We start from the raw sequence: 12428 nt of genomic DNA, 5'->3' as shown, positions 1-12428 counted from the left end.
ATCAGTTGCCGTTGCCAAGCTTGCCGAGCGCGGTCGCGCCCGAGAAGGCCTTGGGCCAACCCGCGTAGAAGGCCAGATGGCCCATGGCCGCACCAAGTTCCGCCTTGGTGAGACCGTTCTCGATCCCGCGCTGGAGGTGGAAGCCAAGCTGGTCGGCATCGCCGCTGGCGGTCAGTGCGACGATGGTCACGAGGCTGCGGTCACGCGGGGCCAGGTCCTGGCGCAGCCAGAGTTCGTCGAAGAGCACCTCGTTGGTCATCTCGCCGAGCGTCGGGGCGATCTGGCCCACGCCGTTGTTGACCGCGTTCTCGCGCTGGCCATCGTTGGCGGGCTTGTCGTTGAGCGGGGTTGTCGCGGGCTGGATGGCCGAGGCCTCGATACCGCGCTCCTGGAACACCTCGTCGGCGATCTGGACGGCCGAGACCGCATTGGGCCAGCCCGAGTAGAAGGCAAGCTGGGTAATGAGGCCGCCGATCTCGGCGGGCGTGACGCCATTGTCGAGCGCGCGTTCGAGGTGCGGGCGGATCTGCGCGCTCTTGCCGGTCGAGACGAGGACCGAGAGGGTCACCACGCTGCGGTCGCGCGGCGAGAGCTCTTCGCGCTTCCAGACATCGCCGAACAGGACGTTGTCGGTGTAGCGGGCAAGCGCGGGGGCGGCGCGCTGCATGTAGTCGGGCGCGACCGATTCGGCGGCCGAAGCGGCTCCGGGCATGGCGACGGCTGCGGCCGCGGCGAGGATGTGCTTGTTCATTGTCTTCTCCAATATCGTAATGGAATGACGACTGACACCCCTCAAGGCTCCCGCGTGCCAGCGTGAGGATAATGCGACGGGACGATGAGATGCGTTCATCGTCCCGTCGGCGCTCGTCCGGCTCAGGCCAGGGGGCCGTAACCGGGGCGCTTGAACAGCGTCTTTTCCTTCGCCTGGATTTCCGGCGCGTAGACACTGTTCATCCATTTCGAAGGGGACACGTCCTCGATCCCGACCGAGACCGAGTGCGCGCCATGACCGAGGGTTTCGGCGATGAGGGCGGTGATGCGGTCGGCCAGGTCCTGCTTTTCGGCATCGTTATGGCCCGGGTACATCTTGATCGCGACGTGGGGCATGGGACGTGTCCTCTTCTCGTCAGGTTGTCGTTGGCGCCAATCAGCGGGCGACGTAGCCGCCGTCGACGGCGATCACGTGGCCGACCACGAAGCTGGCGCCGGGGCTCGAGAGCCACATGACGGCGTTCGCAACTTCCTCGGCGGTGCCCAGACGGTCGATCGGGACGTCGCGCATCATGCCATCGACAGCGTTCTCGCGCTCCATCATCTCGGCGACCATCGGGGTGTTGATGATGCCCGGCGCAACCGCGTTCACGCGGATGCCCTGCGCGGCATATTCAAGCCCGGCCGTCTTGGTCAGGCCATGCACGCCATGCTTGGCCGCGTGGTAGGTCGAACGGCCCGGAACGCCGACGAAGCCGCCGAGCGAGGAGTTGTTCACGATGGCGCCCGAACCCTGCTTCTTCATCTGCGCCAGCTCGTACTTCATGGCGAGGAACACGCCGCGAAGGTTGATGCCGGTCATGTGGTCGAAGGCCTCGACCGAGGTTTCGGCCAGGTCGGCGACATCGCTCTGGATCCCGGCGTTGTTGAAGGCCATGTCGAGACGGCCGTAGGTTTCCACGGTCTTGGCTACAGCCGCCTCGACCTCTGTGGCCTCGAGAACATTGCAGGTGATGGGAAGGACGGTGAAGCCCTTGTCCGAAAGGCCCTTGGCCGCTTCGGCAAGGACGTCGGCGCGGTTGTCGAGCATGGCGACCGAGGCGCCCGCCTTGGCGTAGGCCTCGGCGGCGGCAAGGCCCATGCCGGAGGCCGCGCCGGTGACGAGGGCAACCTGGCCGGAGAAATCATAAGTGGGGTTCATGGCAGGTACTCCTGAAATGGAATGGGGAAGAGGACGGGCCGGTTGGGCTCAGGCGTCCATCGTCGCGATGTCGATCACGAAGCGGTACTTCACGTCCGAACGCTTCATGCGCTCGTAGGCCTCGTCGATGCCGTCGGCGCGGATCATCTCGATGTCCGCGGTGATCCCGTGCTCGGCACAGAAGTCGAGCATTTCCTGGGTCTCGGGAATGCCGCCGATGAGCGAGCCGGCAATCGAGCGGCGGCCCATGATGAGGTAGCCGATGTTGGGCGAGGGGTGCGGGCTGTCGGGCAGGCCGACGAGGGTCAGCGTGCCGTCGAGGGTCAGGAGGCCGGTGTAGTCGTCCAGCTTGTGCGGCGCGGCGACGGTGTCGAGGATGAAGTCGAAGCTGCCCCGGTGCGCGGCCATCTCACCGGCATTGCGCGAGACGACGACCTCGTCTGCGCCCAGCTTCAGCGCGTCCTCGCGCTTGCTTTCCGAGGTCGTGAAGGCGACGACGTGCGCGCCCATCGCCTTGGCGAGCTTGACCGCGACATGGCCAAGACCGCCGATACCGACGATGCCGACCTTCTTGCCCGGGCCCGCCTTCCAGTGGCGCAGCGGCGAATAGGTGGTGATACCGGCGCACAGCAGCGGCGCGACGGCGGCGAGCTGTTCGGTGGGATGGGTGATCTTGAGCACGAACTTGTCGTTGACGACGATGTCCTGCGAATAGCCGCCCAGCGTGTGCCCCGGAGCTTCCTCGCAGTCGCCGTTGTAGGTGGGCGTCATGCCGTTCTCGCAGAACTGCTCGAGGCCCTGTTCGCACGGATGGCAATGCTGGCAGCTGTCGACCATGCAGCCCACGCCCACCACGTCCCTTCCTTGAAGGCCGTGACGTCGGTACCCACGGCGGTGACGCGGCCGACGATCTCGTGGCCGGGCACGCAGGGGAACAGCGTGCCGCCCCATTCGCCGCGCACGGTGTGCAGGTCCGAGTGGCACACGCCGCAATAATCGATGGCGATGGCAACGTCGTTCGCGCCGGGCGTGCGGCGCGTGATGGTCATTTCCTCGAGCGGACGATCGGCAGCGGTAGCGCCGTAAGCCTTGGTCATATCGGTGTCCTATGCTGGATAGCGGTGGTTCGCTTCTCCAGATAGGACAGGGGAGGCTTTGCGATTAGCCGCCGCGTGTTCGATGGAGCGTTGAGCCATTTTCATCCATGGCCCGGGAACGCACTTGCAGCTCTCAGAGGCCGAGCGGGGCCATCTCGCGGACAAGTTCGATCAGCAGGCGCAGCCCTGTCGGCACCTGGCGGCGGCTGGGATAGTAGATCTGGAAGCCCGGACCGTTGGTCGCCCAGTCGTCGAGCACGGTCTGCAACTGGCCATTGGCGATGAAGGGGGCGACAACGGGTTCGGGCCCGTACATCAGGCCGCCTCCGCCAATGGCAATGGAGACCATCGAGCGGCTTTCATCGACGGTGATCTGGCCGGGGACGGCGATGTCGAATTCCTCGCCATCACGGCCCATGAACTCCCAGCGGTAGATACGGTCATCGCCCAGCCGTACGCCGAGGCAGCGGTGTTCCTTCAGTTCCTCCGGGTCCTGCGGGGTGCCGAAGCGCTCCAGATAGGCGGGCGCTGCGGCGACGATCCAGCGGATGTCGGGCGAGAGGCGCTGGGCGATCATGTCCTCGGGCACGGTCCCGCCGTAGCGGATCCCGGCATCGAAACCCGAAGCAACGACATCGACCATGCGGTTGGAGGCGACGATGTCGACCTCGACATCGGGGTAGCGCTCCATGAACACCGGGATCACCGGAGACAGGAGCAGGGCCGCGGCATCGGCCGCGACGTTGAGGCGGATGCGCCCGGTGGGCGTATCGCGAAAGCGGTTGAGCGCATCGCGCGCCTGGTCGATCCGGGCGAAGGGGTCGCTGATCGCCTCGCGCAGTTCCTCGCCGGCCGAGGTCAGGGTGACCGAACGGTTGGTGCGGTTGAGGAGCCGAACGCCGAGGCGTTCTTCAAGCCCGCGCAACGAATGGCTGAGCGCCGAAGGGCTGACGCCGATCTCGAGGGCGGCTTTCCGGAAACTGCCGTGGCGGGCAATCGCGAGGAAGTAGGAGAAATCGGCGATGTCGGTGCGACTTATGGACATGGGCCCCTAATGAGCCCTTGCGTGCGATACCGCAACCGGCGCGAGGGAGGAGAGAGCTTCCTTCCCCGCGCAACGGCTGCGGTGTGCTCTTGGCGAGGGGGTCAGTTGGCGGGGCCGGTGAACTGGGCGTCGGTGACCGGCTCCTGCCACTCCACGTTCTTGCCGTTGAGCGACTCGGTGATGGCGATATGCGACATGGCCTCGTTCGCGGTCGCGCCGTGCCAGTGGCGCACGCCCGGCTTCACGTAGGCCATGTCGCCCGCGCATACGCGCTGCGGCGCCTGGCCTTCGGCCTGGGTCCAGCCGCAGCCCTGGGTGACGTAGAAGGTCTGACCGGCCGGGTGCGAGTGCCAGTTGGTGCGCGCGCCGGGGGTGAAGGTGACGAGCGCCGTGCCCGCCTGGCCGGGCGCGGTCGGCTTGGTCAGCATGTAGAGGTACACCTTGCCAGTGAAGTAGTCGGCGGGCGGGGTGGTCCCTTCCACTTCGGACTGGCTGACCACGACCTGGTCGGCGTCCTGACCCTTGTCCTGTGCGCTGATCGCAGAGGCGCTGCAGGCAAGGCCCGCTCCGGCGAGGGCGGCGGCGAGGGCGAATTTCGACATGGGGCAGTCTCCTGAAGTGTGGTGCGTCAAGGGTGCGCGGTGGCCGGGTCTCCACCCGCGAAACGGGCGCGTCGGACCTTGCGCGATGCCCCTCTAACGCAGCAGTTCCCTCTCAGGTCCATGAGTTCAACTCAACACTGTGTGTAGGGACGAGGCCATTGTCGAGCGGCGGTGGAGGGCGCACATGGGAGCCATTCCGGGATGGCGGGCGTTTCGCCTGCTATTGAATGCAGGAGCATATATCATGAGCGACACGAACGACCTCACCAAGCAGGACGCCGTTATCCTTCGCAACGGCACGGCCGAAGCGATCAAGGGCCCCGAGCAGACCTTCACCGGCACCGTGCGCATCGACCGCATCTTCAATCCGCCCGCGCCCGCCCGCGCCGGTTTTGCAATCGTCAACTTCGAGCCGGGCGCACGCACCAACTGGCACACCCACCCGGCTGGCCAGACGCTGGTCGTCACGCAGGGCGTGGGCTGGCACAAGTGCGAAGGCGGTGAAAAGACCGAGATCCGCGCGGGCGACACCGTGTGGTGCAACTGCGGCAAGCGCCACTGGCACGGCGCCACCGACACCACCTACATGCAGCACATCGCCATCACCGAAGCCATCGACGGCACCCCGGTGACCTGGATGGAAGCGGTTTCGGACGAGGAATACCTGTCGGGTCCGGTCAAGAAGGACTGATCCGGCACGATCCCGTTTCTCGACAGCCCCTCGGGTCGCACCGGGGCTGAATGGCAGGGCGCGCACGAAGACCGCACAGGCCGGTGTGCGCCCGCCCCGACCAGCATAAGGAATTTCCCATGGCACTCGCCGACAACTATATTTTTGAACTCAGCGACAACGTCGTGCGCACGCCCGTCAGCTACCTGACGCGCTATGGCATCACGATCTCGGCCGATCTCTACACTGCCGTCGATTTCGACGAGACCGTGCCTGCCCCGGCGCTGGTCATCGGCGCGCCCTATGGCGGCGTGAAGGAGCAGGGCCCGGGCGTCTACGCGAACGAACTCGCCCAGCGCGGCTTCGTGGTGCTAACCTTCGATCCTTCGTACAACGGCTATAGCGGCGGTGAGACCCGCCACCTGTCCTCGCCCGACGTGTTCGTGGAAGATTTCCACGCGGCGGTCGACTTCCTGGGCACGCGTGAATTCGTGGACCGCGAGAAGATCGGCGCGCTCGGCATCTGTGGCAGCGGCGGTTTTGCACTGAGCGCCGCCTCGGTCGACCCGCGCATCAAGGCCATCGCGACGGCCAGCATGTATGACATCTCGCGCATGCACGCCGAGGGCTTCGGCGGTTCGCTGAGCGAAGAGGACCGCAAGGCCCAGCTCGCCCAGATCGCCGAGCACCGCTACGCCGAGTTCGAGGGCGAACCCGCCACGCTGACCCCGCGCGGCGCGCTGCTTGAACTCGATCCGGAGAACAACCCGGTCGGCACCGAGTTCGGGGAATTCTACTCGCGTCCGCGCGGTTATCACCCCAACTCGATCGCGCAGTTCACGATGACCAGCGGTCCCTCGTTCATGAACTTCCCGCTGCTCGACAAGATCGACTGGATCGCGCCGCGCAAGGCGCTCCTGGTCATCGGTGAAGTCGCGCACTCGGCTTACTTCAGCGAGGACGTGGCGAACGACGACAATATCAAACTTCATGTCGTCCCGGGCGCCAACCACGTCGACCTCTACGACAAGACCGACGTGATCCCCTTCGATGCGATCGAGAGCTTCTTCAACGACAACCTGAAGTAAGTCTCCCGCGCGCAGCGCATGGAAGAAAGGGCCGCTTCCCGATGAGGGAGCGGCCCTTTTCGTGTGTGAGACGGTAGGCGGATCAGGAGGCGGGCGGCGTCTGCCAGCCCCCGCCCAGCGCCTTGAACAGATCGACCCGGTCCGAGGCGAGCTGCGCGCGGGCCTCCACCACGGCGCGGCGCGCGGCGAGAAGATCGGCTTGCGCGGCCAGCACGTCCAGCGCCGAGGAGGATCCCGCCCGCTGACGTTGCTGCGTCAACTGCCAGGCACGTTCGGCACGGGTCTCGGCCTCGTCCAGATCCGCCATCTGGGCTTCGCCGCCAGCTACGCGCGAGAGGCCCTGCTCGACTTCCTTGAGCGCGGTCAGGACCTGCCCGTCAAACTGCGCGAGCGCGGCATCGGTCTGCGCTTCGGCCTGCCGGATCCGGGCATGGGCTGCGCCGAAGTCGGGGAAGGTCCAACTGATCAGAGGGCCAAGACCGAAGGAGAACGAGTCGCTTCCCTTGATCATGTCGTTGCGCAGGAAATTGCCCGAGCCGCCCAGCGAGATGCGCGGATAGAGATCGGCGGTGGCGACACCGATCCGCGCGGTCTCGGCCGCCAGGTTGCGTTCGGCTTCGCGCAAGTCGGGACGGCGCCGCAGAAGCGCGGCGCCGTCGCCGACCGGTAGCGCGGCCCCGGGGGATGGGGGGGCGGAACAGGACCGCGCTGCCTGAGGGACGGTATCCGGGGTCTGGCCCAGTAGGGCCGCCAGCTCGAACAGTGCGACGCGCCGCCCGGCCTCGATAGTGGGAAGCGCGGCGCGTGCAGACGCGTGGGCGCTCCCGGCGCGCTCCACGTCCGCCTTGCCCACCGAGCCCGCGCGCTCCAGCGCCTGCGTCAGTTCAAGCGTGCGCCGCGTGGTCTCGACCGACTGGCGAGCGACCTCCAGTCCCTGCCCTTGCGTGCAGGCCTGGAGATAGGCGCGGGTGGTTTCGGCCGCGACCAGCACGCGTACGCCGTCGCGCGCGGCCTCAATGGCGGCGGCATCCGCGCGCGCGGCCTCGATGGAGCGGGACACGCGGCCGAACAGGTCCGCCTCCCAGGCAAGGCTGGCGTTGGCGTTGGTGGTGACTTGCGTTTCGCCCAGGTTCGCAAAGCCGCCGCCGCCCTGGCCGCCTCCGCCCCCCTGGCCTCCACCACCGAACTGCACGGCATCGCCCCAGGAGAGGCCGCCATTGAGGTTGGTGGTGGGGAGCCGTGCGGCTCGGCTCTCGGAAAGGACGGCCTGCGCGCGGGCCAGGTTGGCGTTGGCCACGCGCAAGTCCGTATTGGCGGCCAGCGCCTGTTCGACCAGGGCGTCGAGGACAGGGTCCTTGTAAAGGTACCACCAGTCGTCGGGCAGCGGGGCTGCGGCATCGAAGCGGGCATCGGTGGTGACGAAATCCCCTTCAGCGCGGGGCGGCGTCACGGGAGCGGTATAGTCCGGTCCAACGGCGCAGGCACCAACCAGAAGGGGCGCGAGGAGAGCCGCGAGGCGTCTCCCGCTACGCCGGGGCGGGGTGGGGGTGTCAGGCATGGGAAAGGCTCCCTTCACGCGTGGCGGCGTCGGTTTCGGAGGCGTCCTCGTCCTCCGGCGCGTGGGCGCGGTGATCGCCCGCCAGCAGCGTGTAGATGGTGGGAAGAACGAAGAGCGTGAAGAGCGTGCCGATGAGCATGCCCATGACCACCACGATGCCGATGGCAAAGCGGCTGGCCGCACCTGCGCCCGAGGCGAAGAGCAGGGGCACGAGGCCCGCCACCATCGCCGCGGTCGTCATCAGCACCGGGCGCATACGCACTGCGGCGGCATGGGCGATAGCCTCGTGGCGGCTCCAGCCTTCATCGCGCTGCATCTGGTTGGCGAAGGACACCATCAGGATGCCGTGCTTGGTGATGAGCCCGATCAGGGTGACAAGGCCGATCTGCGTGTAGATGTTGAGCGTGGCAAAGCCCAGGAACAGCGGCAGAAGCGCCCCCGAGATCGCGAGCGGCACGGTGACGAGGATCACCAGCGGATCGCGGAAGCTCTCGAACTGGGCGGCGAGCACCAGGAAGATGACGACCAGTGCAAAGGCGAAGGAGACCGTCAGCTGGTTGCCCTCCTGGACGTACTGGCGGCTGTTCGAGAGCCAGTCGACGCTGGTGCCCTCGGGCAGGTCCTGCGCCTGGAGGAAGGCGACCGCCTGGCCCATCGTTACACCGGGCATGAGCACGGCCGACATCGTGGCCGAGTTCATCTGGTTGAACTGGGGCAGGAGGTTGGGCTGGGGCTCGATCTCGACCTTGGCGACGGTGGAGAGGGGGACAAGATCGCCTGACCCTGCGCGCACGTAGTAGCCGCCGAGATCGCCGGGGGTGGCGCGCTCGCCGCGCGGAACTTGCGTGATCACGTCGTAGGAGCGGTCGTGCCAGTTGAAGCGGTTGACGTAGTTCTCGCCCACCATCAGCGCCAGTGTGTCGGCGATTTCCGACATGGGGATGCCCATGTCGCCCGCCTTGTCGCGGTCCACGGTGATGTGCGCCTGCTGGCTGTCGAAGGCGAGGTCGGCATCGACGAAGGCGAACAGGCCGCTCTGCCAGGCCGCGCCCTTGAGCTGGTCAAGCGTGCGGTTGATCGCCGCGAAGTCATCGGGCGAGCGGATCACCATCTGCACCGGCAGGCCGCCGCTGCCCGCGGGCAAGGGGCTGTCCTGGAAGACGGTGGAGGTGACGCCGGTGACACCGGCGGTCTTGCCCGCCAGTTCCTGCTGCACGTCCTCGGCGGTGCGCGTGCGCTCGGCCCAGGGCGAGAGGATGATGCCGCCAAAGCCGATGTTGGCGCCTTGCGCGCCGCCCATGGCGTAGAAGCTCCCGTCGAACTCGGGCAGGTCGTGGAACAGGGCTTCGACCTCTTTGGAGAAGCGCACGGTGTAATCGACGCTGGCGTACTGCGGCGCCTTGGTCTGGACGAAGACGTAGCCCATGTCCTCGGGCGGCGCGAGTTCGCGCTTGGTGCCGAGGAAGAAGACGACGCTTGCGGCCAGGATCGCCCCGCCCGCGACAAGGACCGCCGCGCGGTTGACCAGCGTCTTGCCGAGCAGCCGCTCGTAGCGGTGGGTGAGGCCGTGCATCGAACGCTCGATGGTCTTTTCGAGGCGGCTCTCGCCCATCCTGTTGTGCAGGAGGCGGCTGCTCATAATCGGCGAGAGCGTCAGGGCCACGACGCCCGATACGATCACCGATCCGGCGAGGGTAAAGGCGAACTCGCGAAAGAGCGCGCCGGTAAGGCCGCCCATGAGCCCGATGGGCGCATAGACGGCGGCAAGGGTGATGGTCATGGCGATGACCGGGCCCACGATCTCGCGCGCGCCTTGCAGCGCCGCGTTGATGGGGGAGAGACCTTCCTCGATGTGGCGGTGGATGTTCTCGACCACGACGATGGCGTCATCGACCACAAGGCCGATGGCAAGGACCATCGCAAGAAGGGTGAGGAGGTTGAGCGAAAACCCGAAGAGCAGCATCAGCGCGGCTGTTCCCAGCAGCGAGAGCGGAATGGTGACGATGGGGATGATGACGGCCCGGAAGGTGCCGAGGAACAGGAAGATGACGACGATGACGATGATGACGGCTTCGACCAGAGTGTGCTCGACTTCCTCGATCGAGGCATCGACGAAGCGGGCGCGGTCGAACATCGATTTGATCTCCAGACCCGGAGGCGCCATGCGCTCGAGCTGGGGCAGGAGTTCGTTGACGGCATCGACGATCTCGAGCGGGTTGCCGTCGGGCGTGGGTGAGATCGGCAGCAGGATCGCATCCTTGCCCGCCCCCATCGCGGCATCGTCGTAGTTCTGGCCGCCCAGTTCGACCGTGGCGACGTCGCCCAGGCGCACGATGCCATCCGGCCCTGTCTTGACCACCATGTCGCGGAACGAGGCCGCGCTGCGCAGATCGGTCTCGGCGGTGATGTTGATGGCCGTTGCGCTGCCCTTGAGCTGGCCGGGGGCGGCCTGGACGTTGTTGGCGCGCAGGGCCGTCGCAATGTCGCCCGCCGTCATGCCGCGCCCGGCGAGCTTGTCGGGATCGACCCAGATGCGCATGGCCAGCGGCGCGCCGCCGTTGATCTCGACCGAGGCGACGCCCGGGACCGATGTCAGCAGCGGGCGTGCAACGCGGGTCACGAAGTCGTTGATCTGCGAAGGCGCCATCGTCGGGCTGGTGAAGCTGATGTACTGCACCGCGGAGGCGCCGTCGGTGATCTTGGAAATGACCGGGTCGAAGGCCCCTTCGGGCAGGCGGTACTTCACCTGCTGCACCTTGGAGAGGATCTCGGTCATCGAGCGGTCGGCGTCCGCGTTCAGCACCAGCTTGGCCGCGATATGACTCTTGCCCGAGGTCGAGGTGGAGGAGAGGTACTCGATCCCGCTGGCGGTTGCGATCTCCTGGGCGATGGGGGTGGTGACGAAGCCCTGCATGACGTCCTGCGTGGCGCCGGGAAGCTGGGTGTCGATGGTGATCGTGGCGCTTTCCATGCGCGGGTACTGACGGATCTGCAGCCCGAAAACGGCGGAGATGCCCACCAGCAGGATCAGCAGGCTGACCACGATGGCCGCGATGGGGCGGCGGATGAACAGGTCGGTAAAGCGCATCTTACCGCGCTCCTGCATCGGCGCTGTCGGCCTTGGCCGGGACCGCGGCCTTGGGGGCCTTGGCGGCCTCGCTGCCGATCAGCTGCGCGACGGTCACCTCGCTGCCCGGCTGCACGCGCAGCTGGCCTTGCGCAACAACGACGTCGCCGGGGGCAAGCTTGCCGGTCACGACCACCTCGTCGCCCATGCGGCGGCCGGTGGTGACAGGCACGATCTCGGCCTTGCCGCCCTTGCGTGCGTTCTTTCCGCGCACGACGATCACGCTGTCGCCCTGCGCCGAAGTCTGGATCGCGGTGACGGGAAGGACGAGCGCGTCGTCCTGTTCCCCCAGTTTCAACGCGACCGAGACGTACATGCCCGGGCGCAGCGCGCCATCGGGATTGGCGAGCACGGCCTGCGCGGTCACGTTGCGCGTGTCCTTGCTCACCTGCGGCTCGATGGTGGAGATGCGCGCGGTAAAGGTGCGGCCGGGCCAGGCATCGCTGGTCAGCGTCAGGCTGGCCCCGTCGCCAAGGCGCCCCATGTCCTGCTGGGGCAGGGTGAAGTCGACGTAGAGCCGGTCGAGCGCGGTCAGCGTGGCGACCGGATCGCCCGGGTTCATGTACTGGCCCGGGTTCACGCGGCGAATGCCGAGCTTGCCGGGAAAGGGCGCGCGCACCTGCTTCTGGCGCAGGCGCGCTTCGATCTGGCTGACCTCGGCGCGGGCCTGCGCCAGTTCGGCGCGGCGCTGCTGGAGCACTTCGCGCGGCTCTGCGCCTGTCGGTGCCAGTTCTTCCGAGCGTTTGAGCTGAAGCGCGGCAAAGTCCGCGCGGGCGCGGGCGGCGGCAAGATCGGCCTTTTCCGGGCCGTCATAGAGCTGGACGATCAGGGCATTGGTGCCCACGTGCTGCCCGGCACGGAAGTGAAGACCCGAGACGCGCCCGCTCGTTTCCGGCGCCAGCGTGACCTCGCGCACCGCGCTGAGCGAGCCGACGACGTCCATCGTATCGGGAACGGTGCGTGCGGCAAGGATGGTCGCGGTGACGGGCGTTGCCTGTTGCGGCCAGCCCGCGCCGCCGCCCATGCGCCAGGTCCGCCAGCCATAAAGTGCGGCCATGAGCACCACCAGCACGAGCACGGTGACGAGGATGGTCCGCGTGCGGCGCGGCGAGGTGCTCGCGGTGTGCGGGCCTTGCGCTTGCGTCTGCGTCTCGGGGCCGTTTTGCGATTCGCTCATGCCGGCCTCCCCATGTGGGCGGTCGGGACAGGGGCCGACCTTTCCCAGGTTTTCGGCAGGTTTGCAGGCGAAGAATTCATGTCGGCTCCGGACGCTTGAGTTGCGCTGACTGGTGCCCCTTGTGGGGCGATCCGACACTTCACGTACAACCT

Annotated in this window: 10 protein-coding genes and 1 pseudogene; 2 read left to right on the top strand and 9 right to left on the bottom strand. The window is 67.1% G+C overall.

Annotated elements, in window-relative coordinates; genetic code table 11:
- Position 1: 1 nt before the first annotated feature.
- From MBENS4_RS26240 to MBENS4_RS00235, 6 genes and pseudogenes are all read right to left on the bottom strand, one after another.
- The gene (locus tag MBENS4_RS26240) at positions 2-751 is read right to left on the bottom strand and encodes a carboxymuconolactone decarboxylase family protein (protein WP_052321897.1); all 750 of its coding nucleotides are present in this window, start codon (positions 749-751) and stop codon (positions 2-4) included.
- Positions 752-873: 122 nt separating this feature from the next.
- Complete coding sequence (locus MBENS4_RS00255; RefSeq protein ID WP_039387962.1) at positions 874-1107, bottom strand: tautomerase family protein; 234 nt, start codon at positions 1105-1107, stop codon at positions 874-876.
- A gap of 40 nt (positions 1108-1147) precedes the next feature.
- Entirely contained in the window at positions 1148-1912 is a 765-nt protein-coding gene (locus MBENS4_RS00250) for an SDR family NAD(P)-dependent oxidoreductase (protein ID WP_039387960.1), read from the bottom strand.
- Between the two features lie 48 nt (positions 1913-1960).
- Positions 1961-3009: pseudogene (locus tag MBENS4_RS00245) on the bottom strand (NAD(P)-dependent alcohol dehydrogenase).
- A gap of 133 nt (positions 3010-3142) precedes the next feature.
- Entirely contained in the window at positions 3143-4054 is a 912-nt protein-coding gene (locus tag MBENS4_RS00240; protein WP_039387958.1) for a LysR family transcriptional regulator, read from the bottom strand.
- 101 nt (positions 4055-4155) lie between these two features.
- Positions 4156-4656 carry a (R)-mandelonitrile lyase gene (locus MBENS4_RS00235; protein WP_084591895.1) on the bottom strand — a complete coding sequence of 167 codons (501 nt, stop codon included), beginning with the start codon at positions 4654-4656 and terminating at the stop codon, positions 4156-4158.
- Between the two features lie 244 nt (positions 4657-4900).
- On the opposite strand from MBENS4_RS00235, the gene MBENS4_RS00230 reads away from it, so the two are divergent.
- Both MBENS4_RS00230 and MBENS4_RS00225 read left to right on the top strand, forming a co-directional pair.
- Positions 4901-5347 carry a (R)-mandelonitrile lyase gene (locus MBENS4_RS00230; RefSeq protein ID WP_039387956.1) on the top strand — a complete coding sequence of 149 codons (447 nt, stop codon included), beginning with the start codon at positions 4901-4903 and terminating at the stop codon, positions 5345-5347.
- Between the two features lie 119 nt (positions 5348-5466).
- Positions 5467-6414, top strand: coding sequence for an alpha/beta hydrolase (locus tag MBENS4_RS00225; protein ID WP_039387954.1), 948 nt, complete (start codon positions 5467-5469; stop codon positions 6412-6414).
- An 82-nt stretch (positions 6415-6496) separates the two neighbouring features.
- Here the strand turns inward: MBENS4_RS00225 and MBENS4_RS00220 are convergent, their stop codons facing one another.
- The 3 genes from MBENS4_RS00220 to MBENS4_RS00210 are packed head-to-tail and all read right to left on the bottom strand — an operon-like array spanning position 6497 to position 12276.
- The gene (locus tag MBENS4_RS00220) at positions 6497-7972 is read right to left on the bottom strand and encodes an efflux transporter outer membrane subunit (RefSeq protein ID WP_052321896.1); all 1476 of its coding nucleotides are present in this window, start codon (positions 7970-7972) and stop codon (positions 6497-6499) included.
- Entirely contained in the window at positions 7965-11060 is a 3096-nt protein-coding gene (locus MBENS4_RS00215) for an efflux RND transporter permease subunit (protein ID WP_039387952.1), read from the bottom strand. Before MBENS4_RS00215 ends, MBENS4_RS00220 begins: the two co-directional genes overlap by 8 nt.
- Position 11061: 1 nt before the next feature.
- The gene (locus MBENS4_RS00210) at positions 11062-12276 is read right to left on the bottom strand and encodes an efflux RND transporter periplasmic adaptor subunit (RefSeq protein WP_084591894.1); all 1215 of its coding nucleotides are present in this window, start codon (positions 12274-12276) and stop codon (positions 11062-11064) included.
- Positions 12277-12428: the final 152 nt, after the last annotated feature.

This window comes from Novosphingobium sp. MBES04, assembly GCF_000813185.1.
Classification (GTDB): domain Bacteria; phylum Pseudomonadota; class Alphaproteobacteria; order Sphingomonadales; family Sphingomonadaceae; genus Novosphingobium; species Novosphingobium decolorationis.
This window is presented reverse-complemented; position numbering and strand designations above follow the sequence as displayed.

Coding starts and splice junctions, on each gene's coding strand:
- MBENS4_RS26240 (WP_052321897.1), bottom strand. CDS start 751: ATGAACAAGCACATCCTCGCCGCGGCCGCAGCCGTCGCCATGCCCGGA.
- MBENS4_RS00255 (WP_039387962.1), bottom strand. CDS start 1,107: ATGCCCCACGTCGCGATCAAGATGTACCCGGGCCATAACGATGCCGAA.
- MBENS4_RS00250 (WP_039387960.1), bottom strand. CDS start 1,912: ATGAACCCCACTTATGATTTCTCCGGCCAGGTTGCCCTCGTCACCGGC.
- MBENS4_RS00240 (WP_039387958.1), bottom strand. CDS start 4,054: ATGTCCATAAGTCGCACCGACATCGCCGATTTCTCCTACTTCCTCGCG.
- MBENS4_RS00235 (WP_084591895.1), bottom strand. CDS start 4,656: ATGTCGAAATTCGCCCTCGCCGCCGCCCTCGCCGGAGCGGGCCTTGCC.
- MBENS4_RS00230 (WP_039387956.1), top strand. CDS start 4,901: ATGAGCGACACGAACGACCTCACCAAGCAGGACGCCGTTATCCTTCGC.
- MBENS4_RS00225 (WP_039387954.1), top strand. CDS start 5,467: ATGGCACTCGCCGACAACTATATTTTTGAACTCAGCGACAACGTCGTG.
- MBENS4_RS00220 (WP_052321896.1), bottom strand. CDS start 7,972: ATGCCTGACACCCCCACCCCGCCCCGGCGTAGCGGGAGACGCCTCGCG.
- MBENS4_RS00215 (WP_039387952.1), bottom strand. CDS start 11,060: ATGCGCTTTACCGACCTGTTCATCCGCCGCCCCATCGCGGCCATCGTG.
- MBENS4_RS00210 (WP_084591894.1), bottom strand. CDS start 12,276: ATGAGCGAATCGCAAAACGGCCCCGAGACGCAGACGCAAGCGCAAGGC.